Consider the following 18,972-nt stretch of genomic DNA (forward strand, 5'->3'; position numbering starts at 1 on the left):
ATAAGGATTATCAATATGATAATCCTTATCTGCTTTTCAATTCGTCTTGACGTTAACGGTTGTCACTATCGTCACGGTGTTCAATATTTGCGCGCCCGCCATCCTTGCGCTGGTATTCACCTTCAAAGGTGTTACCGCCGGAAGACGACGCACCTGGGCCAGCTCCAGGACCAGAACGCCAGACATGCAAGTGAGGCATCAGCTTGAGCGTCAGCCTTTTCTGCACCGGCGGCAGCAGTAACAGCAGCCCCAGAAAGTCAGTCAGGAAGCCCGGAATCAGGAGCAGGAAGCCCGCCAGCACCAGTGAAACGCTTTTTACCATCTCGGCCGCTGGGCTTTCACCTGCCGCCATTTTCTGCTGCATCTGCACCAGCGTTTTCATCCCCTGATTACGCACCAGCGAGACGCCCACGCAGGACGTGAAGACAACCAGCAGCAGCGTCATGGCGACGCCAAGCACCTCAGCCACCTGAATAAACAGCGATATCTCGATGTAAGCCAAAAGAAAAATAAGTAATAACGGTAACCAGCGCACCCGGTACTCCTGTGTATTTTACGCGTACTGTTTTAATAAAAACGTCTGTTAATCAGAACGTGTTAAGCCATCGCTATTGAAAACCCAGTACGCTTTACTCCCCATCGGATTTACTACCAATGGATTAGATAAAATGCGCGCCTGCTCTGCGATCCGGCACATCATGATTTACTGAAATGGGTACGGCTTTGCGCATTTTCAAGCCGCCGCCCTACGATTATTGTTCTAAAATAGTGACTCGTGACTACAGTCACAGTTCATTTACCGTCGTGGTAGAGAACGCCAGTATAGTGATCTAAACACCTGTTTTTCGCTCTCGTAACGACATATCCTCACGGCAATGGATATCTGGTTGGTCAAACATCCCGAGACTATTGCCGAGATAAGACGCTTTAGCTTTATCCGAGACCACATTGTTTTTCGAGATAATGGCTTTTCGAGATAACGCCGTCCGATACACCAGCCCACAACGTCTAGTTGCATCACTAGTCGCACAACAGGATAAGCACTCTCATGTCAGAAAATATCCGTATTGAAGAAGACCTGTTAGGCACCCGAGAAGTTCCCGCAGACGCGTATTATGGCGTTCACACGCTGCGCGCTGTCGAAAACTTCTATATCAGTAACAATAAAATCAGTGACATACCCGAGTTCGTACGCGGTATGGTTATGGTGAAGAAAGCCGCAGCGCTGGCGAATAGAGAGCTACAAACTATCCCGAAAAAAATCGCTGACGTCATCATCCGCGCCTGTGATGAAGTGCTGAATAACGGCAAATGCATGGATCAGTTCCCGGTCGATGTCTATCAAGGGGGCGCGGGCACGTCGGTCAACATGAATACCAACGAAGTATTAGCCAATATTGGTCTGGAACTGATGGGCCACCAGAAAGGCGAATACCAGTATCTGAACCCCAACGATCATCTGAACAAATGCCAGTCCACCAATGACGCCTACCCCACCGGATTTCGTATCGCGGTCTACGCGGCCGTACTGAAGCTGACGGAGGCGATAGCGAAGTTGAGCGATGGCTTCGAGCGCAAAGCCAAAGAATTTGAAGACGTGCTGAAAATGGGCCGCACCCAGTTACAGGACGCCGTACCGATGACACTCGGCCAGGAGTTTCATGCGTTTAACGTGCTGTTACAGGAAGAAATCAAAAACCTGCTGCGCACGTCGGAGCTACTGCTTGAAGTCAATCTGGGCGCGACCGCAATTGGTACGCGCCTGAACACGCCAGACGGCTATCAGCAACTGGCTGTGCAGCGTCTAGCGGAAGTCAGCGGTCTGCCCTGTGTGCCAGCAGAAGATTTGATCGAAGCCACGTCAGACTGCGGAGCCTATGTGATGGTACACAGTTCACTGAAGCGTCTGGCCGTGAAGCTGTCGAAGATCTGTAATGACCTGCGCCTGCTCTCTTCCGGCCCTCGTGCAGGCCTGAATGAAATCAACCTGCCGGAGCTACAAGCAGGTTCCTCGATCATGCCCGCCAAGGTGAATCCGGTCGTGCCGGAAGTCGTCAATCAGGTGTGTTTCAAGGTCATCGGTAACGACACCTGCGTCACGATGGCGTCAGAAGCCGGGCAATTACAGTTAAACGTTATGGAACCGGTTATCGGTCAGGCAATGTTTGAATCGACCCACATTCTGACTAACGCCTGCTACAACCTGCTGGAGAAATGCGTCAACGGCATCACCGCCAATAAGAGCGTCTGTGAAGCCTATGTCTTCAATTCCATCGGAATTGTGACGTACCTGAACCCGTTTATCGGCCACCACAACGGCGATATCGTCGGCAGAATCTGCGCGGAAACCGGGAAAAGCGTGCGTGACGTTGTCCTGGAGCGCGGCCTGCTGACGGAAGCCGAACTGGACGACATTTTCTCCATCCAGAACCTGATGCATCCGGCGTACAAAGCCAAACGCTACACCGATGAAAACGAGCTTCCCTAACACCAACACCTAATACCAACAGGCACGTCCGTTCACGAAGAACGCCGTGCCTTTATTTTTTGCCGTCTACGGCCATAAGAATAAGTTATGAAATTTTTATTATTAATTAAGGAGCATAGTCATGCTTGGTCTTGAGTTACTGATCGTTCTGCTCGCCATCTATTTGGGGGCACGACTAGGAGGTATCGGCATTGGTTTCGCCGGTGGCCTGGGAGTGCTTGTTCTTACGCTGGGGTTTCAGATAAAGCCCGGCGTAATCCCTTTTGATGTTATTGAAATTATCATGGCCGTTATCGCCGCCATCGCCGCAATGCAGGTGGCGGGCGGAATGGATTATCTGGTCAGTCTGGCGGAGAAACTGCTGCGTAAACACCCGAAATACGTCACCTTTCTCGCGCCGCTGGTCACCTACTTCATGACGATTCTGGCCGGAACCGGACACACCGCGTTTTCCACCCTGCCAGTTATCGCCGAAGTCGCCAAAGAACAGGGGATTCGTCCTTCTCGTCCGCTTTCGATTGCCGTCGTTGCCTCGCAAATCGCCATAACTGCCTCGCCGATCTCGGCGGCGGTAGTGTTTGTCGCGGGTATTCTTGAGCCGCACGGCGTCAGCTATCTGCTGCTGTTGGGCATTTGTATTCCGACCACGCTCGCCGCGATCCTGCTGACGGCAATTGTGACCAACTTCCTGGGTAAAGAGCTGAAAGACGACCCGATTTATCAGGAACGTCTGAAAAAAGGCGAAACCACGCTGCGCGGCAATAGCCAACATGAGATCAAACCGGGCGCCAAACTTTCCGTGATGCTGTTTCTGATCGGCATCGTCGCTGTCGTGCTGTATGCCACGGCGATCAGCGGCACGGTTGGGCTGATTCAGAATCCGGTTCTGCCACGTAACGAAGCGATTGTGGTCTTTATGCTGACGATCGCCACGCTGATTTGCATCACCTGCAAAATCGACACCGCGCGCATCCTCTCTGCCAGCACGTTTAAGTCCGGCATGAGCGCCTGTATCTGCGTGATGGGCGTGGCCTGGCTGGGAGATACCTTTGTTAAAGCGCACATTTCCGATATTCAGGATACCGCTGGTGCACTGCTGCAAAGCTACCCGTGGATGCTGGCCGTCGTGCTGTTCTTCGCCGCGACACTGCTTTACTCGCAGGCGGCAACGGCAAAAGCACTGATGCCTGCTGCGCTGCTGCTGGGCGTGTCTCCGGTCACGGCCGTGGCGTCTTTTGCTGCCGTTTCCGCGCTGTTCGTTCTGCCAACCTACCCGACGCTGTTGGCCGCCGTAGAGATGGATGACACCGGCTCAACGCGCATCGGCAAGTTTGTGTTTAATCACTCCTTCCTGATTCCGGGCGTAATGGCGATTACGCTGTCGGTGATATTTGGCTTCATCCTTGGCAGCATCCTGATCTAAAGCTTGCCTGTCAGACAGTCCCTCGCGGATCGGCTTAACTCGTCGATCCGCCGCATTCCCTTCAAACAATAAAGCAAGGTATAGTGTGGCTCTGGTTGTCTGGAATTTGTTCATCTGACACGGAGGATGTGATGTCTGACCGCCCGCTTTGCGATGCTGTCGTCATATTATGTACCGCACCTGACGACGCCTGCGCGCAACGGCTTGCCGACTCGCTGTTGGAAACGCGGCTTGCCGCCTGCGTCACCCTGCTGCCCGGCGCACGTTCGCTCTACTACTGGGAAGGCAAGCTCGAACAGCAATCAGAAGTACAAATGCTGATAAAAAGCGATACCTCACATCAGCAAGCCCTGCTGACTCACCTGAAACAACAACACCCTTACGATACGCCGGAGCTGTTAGTCCTGCCGGTATCCGGGGGCGATAGCGATTATCTGACATGGCTCAACGCATCTTTACGCTGATTTTCCTGTTATGGACGGCTTTCGGCACACCCAGTGTGGCCGCCTCTTCTTTCGGTCAGAAACTGTTTGGCAACAGCACAACATCACGATTTCTGCCGGTCGATGGCGCTTTCGCCTTTGAGTTTCAGCAGCAGGATAACCAGCTCAACCTGCGCTGGGATATCCATCCCGATTACTACCTGTACCGCGCGCAAATCAAGATCGAAGGGAACGGTGCTACGCTTGGCAAGGTGGAGCTGCCACAGGGCGAAAGCCATAACGACGAATTCTTCGGTCAGGTCTTTATCCTGCGCGATCGGCTGGCGCTAACGGTTCCCATTGAACAGGCCGAAAACGGCGCGACCGTTAAAGTCACCTATCAAGGCTGCGCCGATGCCGGTTTCTGCTATCCGCCAGAGACGCGCGTCGTTCCACTCAGTCAGGTGCTGGCTAACTCAGGCACAGACACATCGAATACCGCATCAGCCCAAACGCCACCGCCACAGACTACGCCGATGCCGTTCTCGCCGTGGTGGGCGCTGTTGATTGGTATCGGCGTCGCCTTTACCCCTTGCGTCCTGCCGATGTACCCACTGATTGCCAGCCTGGTGCTGGGCAGAAAAGAACAGCTGACGCCGCGTCGAACGCTGCTGCTGTCGATGACCTACGTTCAAGGTATGGCACTGACCTACACGCTGCTTGGGCTGGTTGTCGCCGCCGCTGGATTACGCTTTCAGGCCGCGCTCCAGCATCCCTACATTCTGATTGGCCTGTCGGTGATGTTTGTCGTTCTGGCGCTGTCCATGTTTGGCCTGTATACGCTCCAGCTCCCGTCATCGGTACAAACCCGACTGACAGAGTGGAGCAACCGTCAGCAAGGCGGATCTGTTACTGGCGTATTCTGCATGGGCGCGCTGGCTGGGCTAATTTGTTCCCCCTGCACCACCGCGCCGCTCAGCGCCATCCTGCTTTATATCGCCCAAAGCGGCAACATGCTGGCAGGTGGCGGCACGCTTTATCTCTACGCGCTTGGCATGGGCTTACCGCTCATTCTGGTCACGCTGTTCGGCAACAAACTGCTGCCACGCAGCGGCCCGTGGATGCAGTACGTTAAGGAAGCGTTTGGTTTCATTATTCTGGCGCTGCCCGTCTTCTTGCTGGAACGCATTCTGGGCGAGACGTGGGGAATGCGGCTGTGGAGCACACTGGGTATCGCCTTCTTCGGCTGGGCGCTCATGCTGACGCTGCGCAGCAGCAAAGGCTGGATGCGTGGCGTACAGCTACTGCTGCTGGCAGGCGTGGTGATCAGCGCCAAGCCGCTGCAAGACTGGGTATTTCCTCCGGCTGGCGTGGCGCAAGCTCATACCTCAGCACTGAACTTCGCCCCTGTCGCCAATATTGCCGATCTTAACAGTGCGCTGGCAAAGAGCGCTCAGCCTGTTATGCTCGATCTTTACGCTGACTGGTGTGTTGCCTGCAAAGAGTTCGAGAAATACACGTTCAGCGACCCGGCGGTGCAAAACCATCTGTCGCGCATCACGCTGCTACAGGCGGACGTCACCGCTAACCGCGAAGAACAAAACGCGCTGCTGAAAAAGCTACAGGTTTTAGGGCTGCCGACCATCGTATTCTTTGACGCTCAGGGGAAAGAGATCCCCGGTTCGCGCGTCACCGGTTTTATGAATGCTGAACAATTTCAGGCACATTTACAGAAGTTCAGCCCATAAACAACACGTTATATGTGCTTCTGGAGGAGACCTAATGCAACGGGAAGATGTTCTTGAACATGCGCTTACTCTGCTGGAGCAGCACGGCTTTGCCACGACGACGCTGGATATGCTGGCGGAGAGGCTAGGCGTTCCGGTAGAGGAACTGACGCCATTCTGGCCGGATCGGGAAGCACTGCTGTACGACGGCCTGCGTCACCATAGCCAGCAGGTCGATACCTGGCGGCGTCAGCTTCTCTTGGACGACGAGAAAAGCATCGAGCAGAAGCTGCTGGCACGCTATCAGGTACTGCACGAGTCGGTGAACAAACAACGTTATCCGGGCTGCTTGTTTATTGCGGCGTGCAGCTTCTTTCCTGATATCAATCACCCTATCCACCAGATTGCGGAACAGCAGAAGCTGGCGTCTTACCAGTACACCCGCGATTTGCTGGAAGAGCTGGAAACTGACGATCCCGAAATGGTCGCACAGCAGATGGAATTGATTCTGGAAGGCTGCCTGAGCAACCTGCTGGTCAAGCATCAGGCCGCCAGCATCGCCACCGCCCAGCGGCTGGCAGAAGATGTTTTACGCTTTGCGCTGTGCCGCAAAAACGGCGCACTCACCTGATTTCAGGCACAAAATGCGGTAAAGCCCGCATTTTGGCTGAAAAGTCGGCAGTCAGTAGGGTTTTCCATGCTTTCATTGATAAACCCGTTGACGCCACGCGGCCAATACGGTTTAATGCGCCCCGTTGCCCGGATAGCTCAGTCGGTAGAGCAGAGGATTGAAAATCCTCGTGTCCTTGGTTCGATTCCGAGTCCGGGCACCACTAATTCAAAGAAACCAGCCTAACGGCTGGTTTTTTGCTTTTTGGGATTGGGTTCTGAACGGGGTTCGGTTCTCTACGAACGTGCTATCACGCCTCCCCTTCCCCATGATTCGGGTTCATACCTTGATAGCGTGACGGCCAGATCTCCTCCGGCTGCTTTCCCAATGCACAAGCAATTAATCTCTCACCTTTCGGCCAATGTCTTGTCAACGCATTAGCAAGTGTTGAAGACGCGAGTCCAGATGCCCTTGAAACCGCCGCCAGCGTTGTGCCTTTCTTCCTCAAGCCAGCAATAATGTCTGCCGGATGCCAATCCTTATCAATCATCTCCATGATCCTTATTCTATGGCTTCACATTAAACACGCTTTGTTCAGTAACTCTAAACAACCACGATGTTAAGTAATGCTAAACACTAAGTCAATGTATGATCATTGATGGTGCAATGAATGCTTCCTGCTCGTCTCAAAACAGCGCGACTACGTGCTCACCTAACTCAGGAAAAATTAGGAGTTCTTGCAGGCATTGAGGAAGAAACTGCGCGTTCTCGCGTGTCTCAGTATGAAGGAGGAATACATCGTCCAACGTTTGAAATGATGTGCGCATTTGCAAAGGTGCTTAATGTGCCGGAATGCTACTTTTACACCGTTAACGATGATTTTGCTGAGATGGCTCTGGGGCTTTACCTTAAACATCAGAGTCATTCTTAACGAATGCAAATAAATCGCCTCCTCTATTGTTCAGGAAGTCTAAGCAACCCACATGTAAAGTAGTGCTAAACATGCTATCAATATCCTTATTGATGGTGCCATTATGCTGCCCATTCGCCTTAAAACTGCTCGCCTACGAGCAAATCTCACTCAAGAAAAGTTAGGCGTACTGGCTGGCATTGAAGAAGCCACCGCACGATCACGCATATCCCAATATGAAAGCGGTATACACCGCCCAACATTTGAGATGATGTGCGCGTTTGCTAAGGTGCTTAATGTGCCGGAATGTTATTTTTATACGGTTGATGATGATTTTGCTGAGGTTATTTTAAAGTTACATAATGGTGAAATAGTTCAGTGGAGAGGATAATATGGATATTAGATTTATCAATATATTAAAATTAATTGAGATCGAAGAAAAAAGGGCTAATAAAAAAGAAAGCAATAGTAATCTGGAATTTGTAGCATTTATTTTAATAATAGCACTGGTAACCATTTCAATTATATTAGCATTGCTTAGCCATGCTTTTGAATATAAAAACCTACTGTCATTCTCACTGATTTTATTAATGTCAACATACTTTATTTTTATAATAACACCTTTTATTTCCATATATAAAAATAGAAATAAAATAAAGAAATCCTTTACCTTACCATTCAACTCAGCTATCAATCAAAATATAAAAAAAGATTTCATTATAGATCAACACTATCTTAAAGAACTTATTGCATTAGATAAAAAAGAGCTTGAGCTAGGGTTAATGGAGATAAAACATGAAAGAAATTTCCTAGAAAAAAGAACTCTCCTTATAACTGGCCCTATAGATAAATTAGGTATACTTCCAGGTGTTATTTCCACATTAGTAGCCACAACAAAATTATCCGATCCAAATAGTTGGCTAATGGGAATCAGCTATGGATATATTGCATTAATTGTCCTTTCTTTGTTTTTTTATCAAATAATGATGCGTTATGATCGAATGATAGCACTTACTGAACTAGCTATATTAAAAAAATAAATATAACTCTCTGGTATTGAACACGGAGAGCTATATTTTCCGTATCAGAGTATAATTCCCCCCTCTCTCGAGAAGCCCATTGTCTGAAAAGATGTGTAGATTATTAGGCACTGCTATTTCATTCATTACTCTGCTATTTTCCATATTTTTTCTAGATCCACATCTTCACTATCCGGCTGCTTTGACCTTTCCAGCAAATCTACTTGCAGTAGCATTGGCAGGTTAAAGGACGTCCCAGTCACGATACAGCAGCCTTTAGACAGATTGGGAATCATGCTTCTCGACATGTTATCCAGCGTACTGATTGTATTATCAATCAGGAGAAGATCGCGGTCGTTAACCAATCGATGGATAAAAAAGTTGTGTATCTGCGAAACGATTGTAGGTGAAATATCCGCTGGACGCTGGCTGGATAACGTCAAGAATACACCAAATTTACGGCCTTCTTTTATGATTTCTTCAAACATTTCAAGTCGATAATCTTTCCAGCTTTCACTTTCGCGGCTAGATTGCTGTGACAAAATGTTATGAGCTTCATCGATGATTAGATGAACAGTACTATCCGGTGGGTTGGCAACCTTATCTTTATGTGGATAGTAGTAATGTTTAGCAATCAAAAGCGGAAGAACTTTCTTGATGTCCGGTTTGCATTTTCTCAAAGAAATTACTGTGACCGGCTTTTTCACAGCCTGAACGTCTACTATATCAATCACCTTACGTAAACCATTTAATGATGATTCGATTCGCTTTAATAATGGCTGTATGAATTCATATTGAACATAACCATAAATTAAGTCGCGAATTAGTTGAATATTAGATCTGACTTTAAATTCTTCAAAAGCATCCATTTCTGGTAAAACTATATTATTAACAAGCTGGGATAAAATTATATTATAATTATTACCCTCTGAGTTAAAATATCTATATCCACTACCATCTAAAAAATTCCCATAAAAACAATTATTTTGGCTATGCCATGTTATTTTCTTGAGAATATCAAGTAGATCATTAAAACTCATTAATTCCGTTATTTCCCTAATTAAATCAAGTGAATCTGGTTTCGGCTGGGCCGATGTAAATATTAATTCATAGGTTTTTTTGATATAATTTAGAAAACTATCTGGATAATCAGCATAACGTTTACGACCTGTAATAATACGATTGATGAACGGTTTTTGCGTATTCTGAGTTGCCTGGAAAAGGATGCTAAGAGTTTCTGTATCCCAGAATTCCGTTGAAGATAGAGGAAATTTATTCTCTTCGTTGCGAGTATTGAGTTTATATACACATTTAAAACTATCGCTAACCAATTGATTGGTTGTATATTCACCATTAAAATCAATGACGATAAATTTGCTTTTCCCACTTATCTCTTGAATTTTCTGTTCAAAGAGCGTTGTATATAATTTTGTTAATGTATTTGACTTCCCACTCCCTGTATTTCCAAAAATACCTATATGTGTGTTAAATAATTTTTGCCAAGGCAATGATACAGGAAGTTCTTCTTTCAGAAGCTTTCCAATAACAAAGTTACCATGACTTTCTTCCCCATAGATATCGCTAAGCTTATCCTCTTCCAAAAGATAAGCCTGATCTTTAATTAATGGAAGATATTTAACACCCTCATTAAAAATCCCTTTATCAAAGTAACCTATAGGCCTTAATTCAACCTTTCTAATATAATATTTTTTTTCATGATCTCCTGCATATCGTAGCTCATCCAGATGCTCACCCTCAACAATACAAACAATATCTCTAAAACCACGCTTTACTTTAATGTATTCCTTAATGGAAATTCCTTTGTATTTTTTTCCATCATAAAATAAAGTATCTTTATTTGAGTCTTCGAATACCTCCAGAGTGATCTTTATTCCATGAATCGCAATAACCTCTCCGACTAAAATAGACATTCTCGCCTCTTCTAATTTTTATTGTACGATGGTATAGAAAACACATCTGAATTAAACTTTGTAAAATCCATTTTTTCATTAAGTTTGATAAATTTTACATTTCTATATCCTTCAAACAGCGGTGAGATTTCTTGGTAACCATGATCGCTATAACAGCAGATAAACATTGTAAGAGTTCTATTCCCAAGCGATCTTTTGATTAAATTTCTTATATGCTCATCCGCAAATGAAAAACCAAACAAAATTAAAACAGAGTTTTTTCTCTCCAACACGTAACTCATATGACGTAACATCTGATAGTAGTGTTCCTCAAATACTGTCTCATGGAATTTCCATTTCGTTGGATTGACAATCGGAAGAGAATTATATTTATTCCAGAATGAAGTAGATATCTCAAAGAAACCATCAGATAATATTATATTGTTAAAACTAGCACGGTTAGATTCAGGATTTTCAATAATGGATTTAAAAAACTCTAATTCAGGAACAATATCTTTAATTATACGATCTGTATTATAACCGTAATATTGAACATGGATTGATTCTTCATTTTTTCTCCAGTATACAGAACCGTGAAGGTGGACAATATTTAATTGAGGAACTCTTTGCTCCCCACTATCAAATACCCCTTTTGTAACTTCTATTGAGTCAAAATGCCTAGCTTCCAAAAGCTTTATTTTGAATCCTCGGGTACCATCGTTTAAATTAAGCGGTATCTTTTCTTCTTTAATTAATTCTTCATAAGCCTCTACAAAGCAGGTATCATAATTGGTAGTAAAGATATTAATACTTTTTTCATGTGCTTTACGCAATTCAAGTATGCCATAAAGAGTGGATATAAATGCCTTATAATTATCAATTACCTTAGTTTTCTTTCCATCTATTAATTTATCGGAGACCTTCTCTGACTCCCAGTTAAAAGACATGACTGGTTCAATACATTCTTTATAGTAATACATAAATAGTAATGTTTTTAATTCTTGTTTATTTTCCTCCTCAAAGTATTGCGCTAAAGTTTCAACGGTTTCACACCCAGTAGTTTCATTTTTCATTGCAGTTGCCAAGGTAGGAAAAATTCCAGATGACGCTCCGGAACCAACAAGGAAGTTAATTTCCTGTTCATATATATCTGTAACGTCAATTTTTCTGTAGTTTCAGCCATTTAGACACCTCTGAATTACTATCATGTAAAACCCGGCTCAAGCATAGTACATTAAACGACCCAATGCGGTTACTTGCTGAACTAAAACTACTTCATAGATGGAGCTCCAGTAGAGATCTGAGATCAAAGCATGATGCGGAATGACCATAAGGGTTTGCCCCGAATCAGTAATTCGCTGGAGGCAGCTCAGCCTGACAGTATTTAACGATAACAATCCAGCTAAACTGGCAAGAGTGGTGAAAAAGCAAGGAGATTCTGTAACAGTGCTTTAAGTTCTGCCTCAGAACCTCAGATATGGGGTGGTTAAATAAAGCAATGGTATTCGGTTATCTGAACTCATTCATGGTGACATCTCAAAGAGATAGAAAAATATCAATATAATTCATATAGTAAAAAATTACACAGTTAGACATTATCTCAACAGCGTATGAGCCAACATATCAACTTGAAGCTTAATGCTGTAGGTAACGGATCAACACTATAGATCGCGAAAGATTACGTTTTTCACACCATTGTACGTGAACTTAGCTCTTCACATACCAAAGCCCCATTCCCTCAAGTAACGATTCATCGTGACAACCATCACAAAAACAAAGCGATTTTTATGGGGCTTTAGCGGGGCGCTATTTGAGATAAATATCAACAAAAACAAATTATTAACATAAAGTTAATCGTGAGTATGATTCCAAATCCAGCACCACGAGTTTAAAAAGCCAGCCTAGCATTGATCCTACATTTAACTGCATTCACGCAGAAAATCGCTGCGTCCTCGTCTTAAATCTCAGCTTCTAAAAACGCAATAAAGGCTCTTACCTTTGAATTCAGTGCCGAACGTTCATTGACACAGGCATAAATATTCATCGGTAAAGACTCTACGTGGTTACCGCTACTGCGGTCTGAGCAGAACAAAGGCGTGAGTTGACCACTGTCTATCAACGGCTGGGCAACAAAGCTTGCCAGGCGGGTAACGCCGCCTCCGTTTGCTGCTATTTTTGCAATAATATCAATATCATCACTGATAAATTTGGGGTTGAGTTTCACGTTAACAGGCTGCCCATTGACCATAAATGTCCAGGGAAGAAAACGCCCATCTGTGGGATAGCGGAAAACCAGACAAGCGTGCTGGCTGAGTTCTTCAGGAGTTTGAGGGGTACCCGCGCGATCCAGATAAGCCTGGGCCGCGCAGAATATAAATGGCAGCGATGCGATTTTTCTGGCAATCAGTTGATCGTTCAGCTGTGCCTCGATGCGGATGCTGACGTCAACGCCTTCCAATCGATGGTTAACGTTGCGATCGGTACTAATCAGTTCGATATCAATATCGGGGAAAGATTCTTTGAAAGCAGGCATCAGTGGAGCGATAACGTACCGACCAAATGCGGCAGTCGTCGCGATGCAAAGCGGACCTTGCAGTTTAGTCTCACTCGCAGCAGCCTGCGAGGCGAGCTCGATGTCATGTGGAATATGACGTACTTTCTCGAAATAACGTTTACCGTTTTCGGTTAATGTCATGCTTCGGGTGGTGCGCGATATCAGGCGCACGCCCAAATGTGTCTCAAGCCGTGAAAGGCTCTGGCTTACCGCCGCCGGACTCATACCTTTAGCTCGTGCTGCCGCGGCAATGCTGCCGTTCTCGACCACACGGATAAAATTGCTAATCAGCCCTAACACATCCATATTATTCCCAATGCTTAATTCGTTACTTTTATTTAACAATGATTAAAGCATAACAGCTCTACTGTCGTCTTGGTTAGCTTGATAGGTTAGCAGCCGTTTCACTCACCGTTGTTAACCAGGATAACTTGATGACTAATGCTGTTGCTAAAAATACCCCGCGATTCCGCTTCCCGAAGCACACTTCACCCTACGTATTTGCTCTTTATATGGCGACCATCATGGCATTTCTGATGTGTCTGGTTATCATTCTGGCCGAATTTGGAATGGGACCACATTACATGGAAAATGTGATGAATGCCTATCAGGTTGCCATGCCAGCTGCTTTTGTTTGCATACTGATTGTCCGTCCTATTGTTACCCGGTTGGTAGGATTGACTGTTCACGGTCACTGAGTCATTCAATACGCCATTTCATTCCTCACATTAAGCCGACTATCAGGCGGAGTCATGCTCTAACATAGAACACTGCCATCATTATTGATGGCACATCTATGTTACCTGTTCGCTTTAAAACAGCTCGCCGACGCTCCCCCATCCCTACAACGCCAACGCCAACGCCAGCCTGTCATACGCCGCATGAACGTTCTCGGGCAGCAGCGTTTGCGTTTGGAGCCAGCGATCCAGTTCGTGGCCGATGTGTGTCAGGTACAATTGAACGGTGTGGACGCGTGCAGCCAGGGAACTGAGCACGCTGCTGCTGTTTAGCAACATTGCGGAGGATCAGGCCGTCTGTGTAGATGTCGTCCTGCACGAATTATGGAACGACGAGGATGATGCCAACCGCGACAAAGCAAAAATGGATGCGCGTGGACGTGCAATCACGTTTGGCGATGACGCTCATCAGGAGCACCAGTAGGCGACGACGGGTTTCCTCTCTTATCGTAAGGAAAATCACGAACATCGTGTTAGTGGGGCTGCATCGCTGCCCCTGCTATTTTCAGGTGCAACTATCCGCCGAGCCTCAAATCACACAAGCGTTTGCTAAAGCCACAAACTAAGGTGAGAACGGCTCTCTATTCCTGTTGTCAATTCAGCACATTTTGTACCATTATATTTCCCAAAATAAGCACCGCTAATAAGTGAAAATTCAGAAAGCCCCTTTATCTTTTCTGACGTGGCACACACCTCAACAAATAAGGCAGGTCAGTGTGAATGGTTTCAATAACGTAATATTTCGCCACGCTTTTCAATTGCTGGCACTTTGCTTATTCGCGTTTACGGCCCATGCGCAAACGAGCGACCCACTCTTGGCGATGCCTTCTCATGATAATCAAACCGCTGCCCCCGCCGACAATCAGGCTCGCGGCATTCTGATAGCGGTGGAACAAGCCACGCTGTCCAGCGAACTGGCCGGACGTATTGTGGAAATACCGTTTAGAGAAGGGGAATCCTTCAAGAAAGGCGATCTGTTGGTACGGTTTGACTGTTCCATTTACCAAGCTCAACTGGCTGCGGCGTCTGCTGCCACACGTGCCGCAGAAGCGGAGCTGAGCCAAAATCAGCAACTGGCGCAGATGAAATCGGTAGGGAGACACGCAGTATCGTTATCAGCCGCGCACTTTGCACAAGCTCAGGCAGAAAGCCAGGTTTATCAAATTCAGGTCAACCGCTGTCGCATCACTGCCCCATTCGACGGCCAGGTGGTGAAACGCCGTGTGCAGACATTTGAGAGCGTGGCGCAAGGTGCTCCACTGCTGGACGTGGTGAATAACCGCAATCTAGAAATCAACCTGCTAGTCCCATCACGACTTCTGTCGGTGCTCAAACCTGGGTTAGTCTTTACCTTCACGCCGGATGAAACCGGAAAACCGTTACAAGCCAAAGTCACACGGCTTGGTGCACGCATTGATGAGAGCAGCCAAACCCTGGGACTCACCGGTACGCTGGCTCACGCGGACAATACCTTAATGGCAGGTATGAGCGGAACGGCACAGTTTTCGGAGGCGCAGTGAGCACCACGCCAGCCTCTGCAAGTACCGCCGCGTTTGCCCGCTTTCTTGATGTTGAACGACAAGCACGGGCGGCAAACAGCACAGAAGAGCTGGCCTACTGCATCGTCAACGACAGCCAGCCGCTGTTTGGTTTTCGCCATGCGGCACTGATCATCAATGGCCGGGTCCGCGCGGTGACTGGCGTCACCCAACCCGCACCCCACGCCCCTTTTGTGGCGTTTATCGAACGTGCCTGCACCCAGTTGTCGTCAGTCGATGAGAAAGCGTTAGCTAAATGCGCGGTGATTGAAGCCTCACAGCTTGATGAACAAAGTCGTAAAGATTGGCAGGCACTCTCAGCCCCTGAGGCATTATGGTCCCCGCTCAAGGATCGCCAGGGGAAACCCTTCGGTGCCATTTGGTATGCAAGAGAGCAACCATGGCAAAACACCGATCAGGTGCTGGCGGAGCAACTCAGTGGGGCTTTTAGCCACGCTTGGCTGGCACTCGAACCACAAACGACACGCTGGCGTCGCCGACAGACTCGGTGGAAAATCGCCGTCCCTGCGCTGCTACTGCTCGCTTGTCTGTTCATTCCGGTGCGCCAATCCGTGTTAGCACCCGCCGAGGTTATTCCGCATCAAGGCCGTGTCGTCGCCGCCCCATTGGACGGCGTAATCCAATCCTTTACCGTGTTACCGAACCAGAGTGTACGTAAAGGTGAAGTGTTGGTTCGCTTTGATAGTACAACCCTGAAAGCCCAGGCAGATGTGGCAGAACGTGCATTGAATGTCGCCGAAGCGGAGCATCGTGCGAGTTCTCAACGTGCGTTTCAGGATGCGGACTCCAAAGCCCGGCTCGACTTTCTCGCCGCCCAGGTGGCACAAAAACGCGCGGAACGCGATTACGCCAATGCCTTGCTGAGTCGCACAGAAATCCGCGCCGAACGGGATGGCATCGCGGTATTTGCCGACGCTACGCGCTGGATGGGTAAACCGGTACGCACTGGCGAACGTTTGATGGAGTTGGCAGACCCTGCTCTCACCGCGTTACGCATCGAGTTGGACGTGGGCGACGCCATCCGGTTGCAGCAAGAAGCGCCCATTACCCTATTTCTGGACAGCGATCCACTAACGCCGCACGCCGCATTGTTAGAACGTATCGCCTATGAGTCGGAACAGACACCTGCCGGCAATCTGGCCTACCGTCTGGATGCACGCTTTACTGACACACCGCCACGTATCGGCCTGCGCGGCACGGCAAAAATTTCTGGCGACTATGTTCCCCTTGCCGTTTATTTGTTCCGTCGACCGCTGGCAGTGATCCGTCAGGCGATTGGGCTATGAGTCCGCATCTGCCTCCTCTGCGCGCCGATCTTCAATTGGCAGAATCGGCTCCTGGTATCAACGGGGCCCCGCAGTGGGTGCTGTCCGATCCTATAACCGGACGTTATTTTACCCTGACCCCGTCGGCTATCCGCCTGCTGCGTCATTGGTCACTGCGCCAGCCGCAGCAAATCCTGGCCGCTGCCAACAGTGAGCCCGGCCTGCCACTGCGAGTGAAAGAGTTGGAGCAACTGATGCAGTTCCTGCGCCAGCACGATCTGGTCGCAGCAAGCGATCCAGAACAACGTCAGCGCTATCTGGGCAAAGCCCACGCGATGCGCACCAGCTTGTGGAAAAGCGTGCTGCACCAGTATCTGTTTTTCCGTATTCCTCTGTGGCGACCCGATCCGGTACTTAACCGCTGTTGGCCGTGGTTACAGCGCTATGGCACGCCCTTTCTGATTTGGGTATTTCCATTTATCCTGCTGCTGGGTTTATTTTTGGTCAGTCGAGACTGGGTACGTTACACCCATTCGTTTCCACACCTTTTCAGCCTGTCCGGCATGGCCGTGTTCGGTATTTCTCTGGTGTTCGCCAAATTTATCCATGAGCTAGGCCATGCCTTCATGGCGAAACGAGCGGGCTGCCGTGTGCAGAGCATGGGCGTTGCCTTTATCGTGTTATTTCCCTTGTTTTATACTGACACTACCGACGCTTGGAAACTGAAAGATCGTCAGGCACGCTTGCTGATCGGCGCGGGCGGTATTCTGGCCGAACTGATGTTGGCGGTGATTGCGCTATTGGCCTGGGCATTACTGCCAGATGGACCAGCACGAACGGCCGCCTTTATGCTTTCCAGCGCGACGTGGCTGACCACGTTGGTCGTAAACCTTAACCCTTTGATGCGCTTCGATGGCTACTTTTTGCTGAGCGATTTCTGGCGCGTAGAAAATCTGCAAGAACGCGCCTATGCGCTCTGCCGCTGGCGATTGCGAGAAAGTCTGTTCGGTCATGGTCACCCAGCGCCCGAAAACCTTTCCCCATCTCTGCAACGCAAACTGCTGGTGTGGGGCTATGCCTCCTGGATATGGCGCTTTTTCCTGTTCTTTGGCATCGCGCTAGTGGTTTATCACTTTTTTATCAAGGTGATCGGCATTGGTTTAATGCTGGTTGAGATCGTCTGGTTTATCGCGCTACCGATAGCCAAAGAAGCCTATGCCTGGTGGTCAATGCGCAAATCAATACACCCTATCGCTTTTTTGCGCAGCGCCCTGCTGTGCTCGGCCCTCTTGTTTATCTTGCTCTATCCATGGGGTGGCAGTATCCACATTCCTGCCGTCTTGGAAGCCGAGAAGGTCAGTACCCTCTACAGTCCAGTACCGGCGCAGGTTAACCAGCTACACGTTACAGATGGTCAGCGGGTGGATGCCGGAGACATTCTGCTAGAACTGACGTCAGTCGACCTGGATTACCGTCTCGATATTGAGCGTCAGCGTATCGCCCAATTACAACAGCAGCGGCAGCGTGGAGCGACGCGACAGGAAACTGCGAGTGAAATTCAGGTCATGGATCGGCAGTTAGCGGAGGCGCTGGCACGCTATCGAGGGTTGGCAGCACAGCGTCAACGCTTAACGATTCGGGCGCCGCAAACAGGTGTGGTACGCGATCTGGCACGTGACATGACAGCAGGACGCTGGCTAACGGCGGATACGCCATTACTACGTGTGGTGGAACCCGCACAAGGCCGAGTGGTTGGCTATATCCCCGAGGAATCACTCAAGCGCACCCAAGAAGGCATGCACGGCGTCTTCCTTGCCGACGATCCCGCTTTCCCACGTATTGACGTTACGCTTCATGAGATCGCCCCCACGGGCAGCGCTTATCTGCAACAAGAAATGCTCGCGTCCGATCGCCACGGCCCGATTGCCGTGCGGCGCGATAACGAACGTAATCCGCAGCCCGTGCAAGCACAATACCGCGTGCAGTTTACCCTGTCCCCTCAGGCGCTGTTACCACAACAGCCTCTGCGCGGTAGCGTCGTCGTAGCGGGAGAGAAAGAATCACTACTGGGTGCGGTCTGGCGTCGCGTCGCCGCTTTAGGCATCCGCGAAAGTGGTTTTTGATCGACCCTAATCCCCCCTGCGGGCAGTACCTCGCCTTTAGGCCCGCAGCCAACCTATTTCCCTCCTCATCAGCCTATTTACTGTGACGCAGTATTTTTCAAAATATTGCTATTTTTTTCTGGCGGCAACTAACAAAAAGCCGTGCGTAAGCTATTGTTCATAAGTCACTAAAAACAAAAAAATATAATAATAATTCAAATAATTACTTAACTAACCAATACCATC

The 18,972-nt window shown here is 48.4% G+C and carries 18 protein-coding genes and 1 tRNA gene; 14 read left to right on the forward strand and 5 right to left on the reverse strand.

The window, feature by feature from the left end; translation table 11 throughout:
* Nucleotides 1–52: 52 nt before the first annotated feature.
* Complete coding sequence (locus H4F65_RS11000) at nucleotides 53–535, reverse strand: FxsA family protein (RefSeq protein ID WP_010282891.1); 483 nt, start codon at nucleotides 533–535, stop codon at nucleotides 53–55.
* Nucleotides 536–1,048: 513 nt separating this feature from the next.
* Here H4F65_RS11000 and aspA point away from each other — a divergent pair.
* The 6 genes from aspA (at nucleotide 1,049) to H4F65_RS11030 (ending at nucleotide 6,893) form a co-directional block, all read left to right on the forward strand.
* On the forward strand, nucleotides 1,049–2,488 hold the full coding sequence (gene aspA / locus H4F65_RS11005) for an aspartate ammonia-lyase (protein ID WP_039318940.1): 1,440 nt from the start codon (nucleotides 1,049–1,051) through the stop codon (nucleotides 2,486–2,488).
* Between the two features lie 121 nt (nucleotides 2,489–2,609).
* Nucleotides 2,610–3,911 carry an anaerobic C4-dicarboxylate transporter gene (locus H4F65_RS11010; RefSeq protein ID WP_010286407.1) on the forward strand — a complete coding sequence of 434 codons (1,302 nt, stop codon included), beginning with the start codon at nucleotides 2,610–2,612 and terminating at the stop codon, nucleotides 3,909–3,911.
* A gap of 131 nt (nucleotides 3,912–4,042) precedes the next feature.
* Entirely contained in the window at nucleotides 4,043–4,375 is a 333-nt protein-coding gene (gene cutA / locus H4F65_RS11015) for a divalent cation tolerance protein CutA (protein ID WP_010286405.1), read from the forward strand.
* Nucleotides 4,351–6,081, forward strand: coding sequence for a protein-disulfide reductase DsbD (locus tag H4F65_RS11020; protein ID WP_010286404.1), 1,731 nt, complete (start codon nucleotides 4,351–4,353; stop codon nucleotides 6,079–6,081). Before cutA ends, H4F65_RS11020 begins: the two co-directional genes overlap by 25 nt.
* A gap of 34 nt (nucleotides 6,082–6,115) precedes the next feature.
* Nucleotides 6,116–6,691, forward strand: coding sequence for a transcriptional regulator (locus H4F65_RS11025; RefSeq protein WP_010286402.1), 576 nt, complete (start codon nucleotides 6,116–6,118; stop codon nucleotides 6,689–6,691).
* Between the two features lie 126 nt (nucleotides 6,692–6,817).
* A tRNA-Phe gene (locus H4F65_RS11030) sits at nucleotides 6,818–6,893 on the forward strand.
* Between the two features lie 87 nt (nucleotides 6,894–6,980).
* Here H4F65_RS11030 and H4F65_RS11035 read toward each other — a convergent pair.
* Nucleotides 6,981–7,220 (reverse strand): helix-turn-helix domain-containing protein, encoded by a 240-nt coding sequence (locus H4F65_RS11035; protein WP_010286399.1) that lies wholly within the window; start codon nucleotides 7,218–7,220, stop codon nucleotides 6,981–6,983.
* Nucleotides 7,221–7,340: 120 nt separating this feature from the next.
* Here H4F65_RS11035 and H4F65_RS11040 point away from each other — a divergent pair, with 120 nt between their 5' ends.
* From H4F65_RS11040 to H4F65_RS11050, 3 genes are all read left to right on the forward strand, one after another.
* On the forward strand, nucleotides 7,341–7,601 hold the full coding sequence (locus tag H4F65_RS11040) for a helix-turn-helix domain-containing protein (protein ID WP_010286398.1): 261 nt from the start codon (nucleotides 7,341–7,343) through the stop codon (nucleotides 7,599–7,601).
* A 103-nt stretch (nucleotides 7,602–7,704) separates the two neighbouring features.
* Complete coding sequence (locus tag H4F65_RS11045) at nucleotides 7,705–7,971, forward strand: helix-turn-helix domain-containing protein (RefSeq protein WP_010286396.1); 267 nt, start codon at nucleotides 7,705–7,707, stop codon at nucleotides 7,969–7,971.
* 1 nt (nucleotide 7,972) lies between these two features.
* Complete coding sequence (locus H4F65_RS11050; RefSeq protein WP_010286393.1) at nucleotides 7,973–8,620, forward strand: hypothetical protein; 648 nt, start codon at nucleotides 7,973–7,975, stop codon at nucleotides 8,618–8,620.
* 125 nt (nucleotides 8,621–8,745) lie between these two features.
* Here the strand turns inward: H4F65_RS11050 and H4F65_RS11055 are convergent, their stop codons facing one another.
* The 3 genes from H4F65_RS11055 to H4F65_RS11065 all read right to left on the reverse strand — a co-directional run bounded on the left by H4F65_RS11055 (nucleotide 8,746) and on the right by H4F65_RS11065 (nucleotide 13,369).
* Complete coding sequence (locus H4F65_RS11055) at nucleotides 8,746–10,530, reverse strand: ATP-binding protein (RefSeq protein ID WP_010286391.1); 1,785 nt, start codon at nucleotides 10,528–10,530, stop codon at nucleotides 8,746–8,748.
* 11 nt (nucleotides 10,531–10,541) lie between these two features.
* Nucleotides 10,542–11,582 carry an SIR2 family protein gene (locus tag H4F65_RS11060; protein WP_010286389.1) on the reverse strand — a complete coding sequence of 347 codons (1,041 nt, stop codon included), beginning with the start codon at nucleotides 11,580–11,582 and terminating at the stop codon, nucleotides 10,542–10,544.
* A gap of 884 nt (nucleotides 11,583–12,466) precedes the next feature.
* Nucleotides 12,467–13,369 carry a LysR family transcriptional regulator gene (locus tag H4F65_RS11065; RefSeq protein WP_010286387.1) on the reverse strand — a complete coding sequence of 301 codons (903 nt, stop codon included), beginning with the start codon at nucleotides 13,367–13,369 and terminating at the stop codon, nucleotides 12,467–12,469.
* 128 nt (nucleotides 13,370–13,497) lie between these two features.
* Between H4F65_RS11065 and H4F65_RS11070 the strand changes: the two genes are divergently transcribed.
* The 5 genes from H4F65_RS11070 (at nucleotide 13,498) to H4F65_RS11090 (ending at nucleotide 18,747) form a co-directional block, all read left to right on the forward strand.
* Nucleotides 13,498–13,761 (forward strand): DUF2798 domain-containing protein, encoded by a 264-nt coding sequence (locus tag H4F65_RS11070; RefSeq protein WP_010286385.1) that lies wholly within the window; start codon nucleotides 13,498–13,500, stop codon nucleotides 13,759–13,761.
* Between the two features lie 265 nt (nucleotides 13,762–14,026).
* Nucleotides 14,027–14,224 (forward strand): hypothetical protein, encoded by a 198-nt coding sequence (locus H4F65_RS11075; protein ID WP_010286378.1) that lies wholly within the window; start codon nucleotides 14,027–14,029, stop codon nucleotides 14,222–14,224.
* A gap of 292 nt (nucleotides 14,225–14,516) precedes the next feature.
* Nucleotides 14,517–15,320: an efflux RND transporter periplasmic adaptor subunit gene (locus H4F65_RS11080; protein ID WP_010286376.1), complete on the forward strand. Its 804-nt coding sequence runs from the start codon at nucleotides 14,517–14,519 to the stop codon at nucleotides 15,318–15,320.
* Nucleotides 15,317–16,645, forward strand: coding sequence for an HlyD family efflux transporter periplasmic adaptor subunit (locus tag H4F65_RS11085; RefSeq protein WP_010286375.1), 1,329 nt, complete (start codon nucleotides 15,317–15,319; stop codon nucleotides 16,643–16,645). Before H4F65_RS11080 ends, H4F65_RS11085 begins: the two co-directional genes overlap by 4 nt.
* Nucleotides 16,642–18,747, forward strand: coding sequence for a site-2 protease family protein (locus tag H4F65_RS11090; RefSeq protein ID WP_039318949.1), 2,106 nt, complete (start codon nucleotides 16,642–16,644; stop codon nucleotides 18,745–18,747). The genes H4F65_RS11085 and H4F65_RS11090 overlap by 4 nt, the downstream gene beginning before the upstream one ends.
* The last annotated feature ends 225 nt before the right edge of the window (nucleotides 18,748–18,972 follow it).

The sequence above is a fragment of the Pectobacterium brasiliense genome (assembly GCF_016950255.1).
Taxonomy (GTDB): domain Bacteria; phylum Pseudomonadota; class Gammaproteobacteria; order Enterobacterales; family Enterobacteriaceae; genus Pectobacterium; species Pectobacterium brasiliense.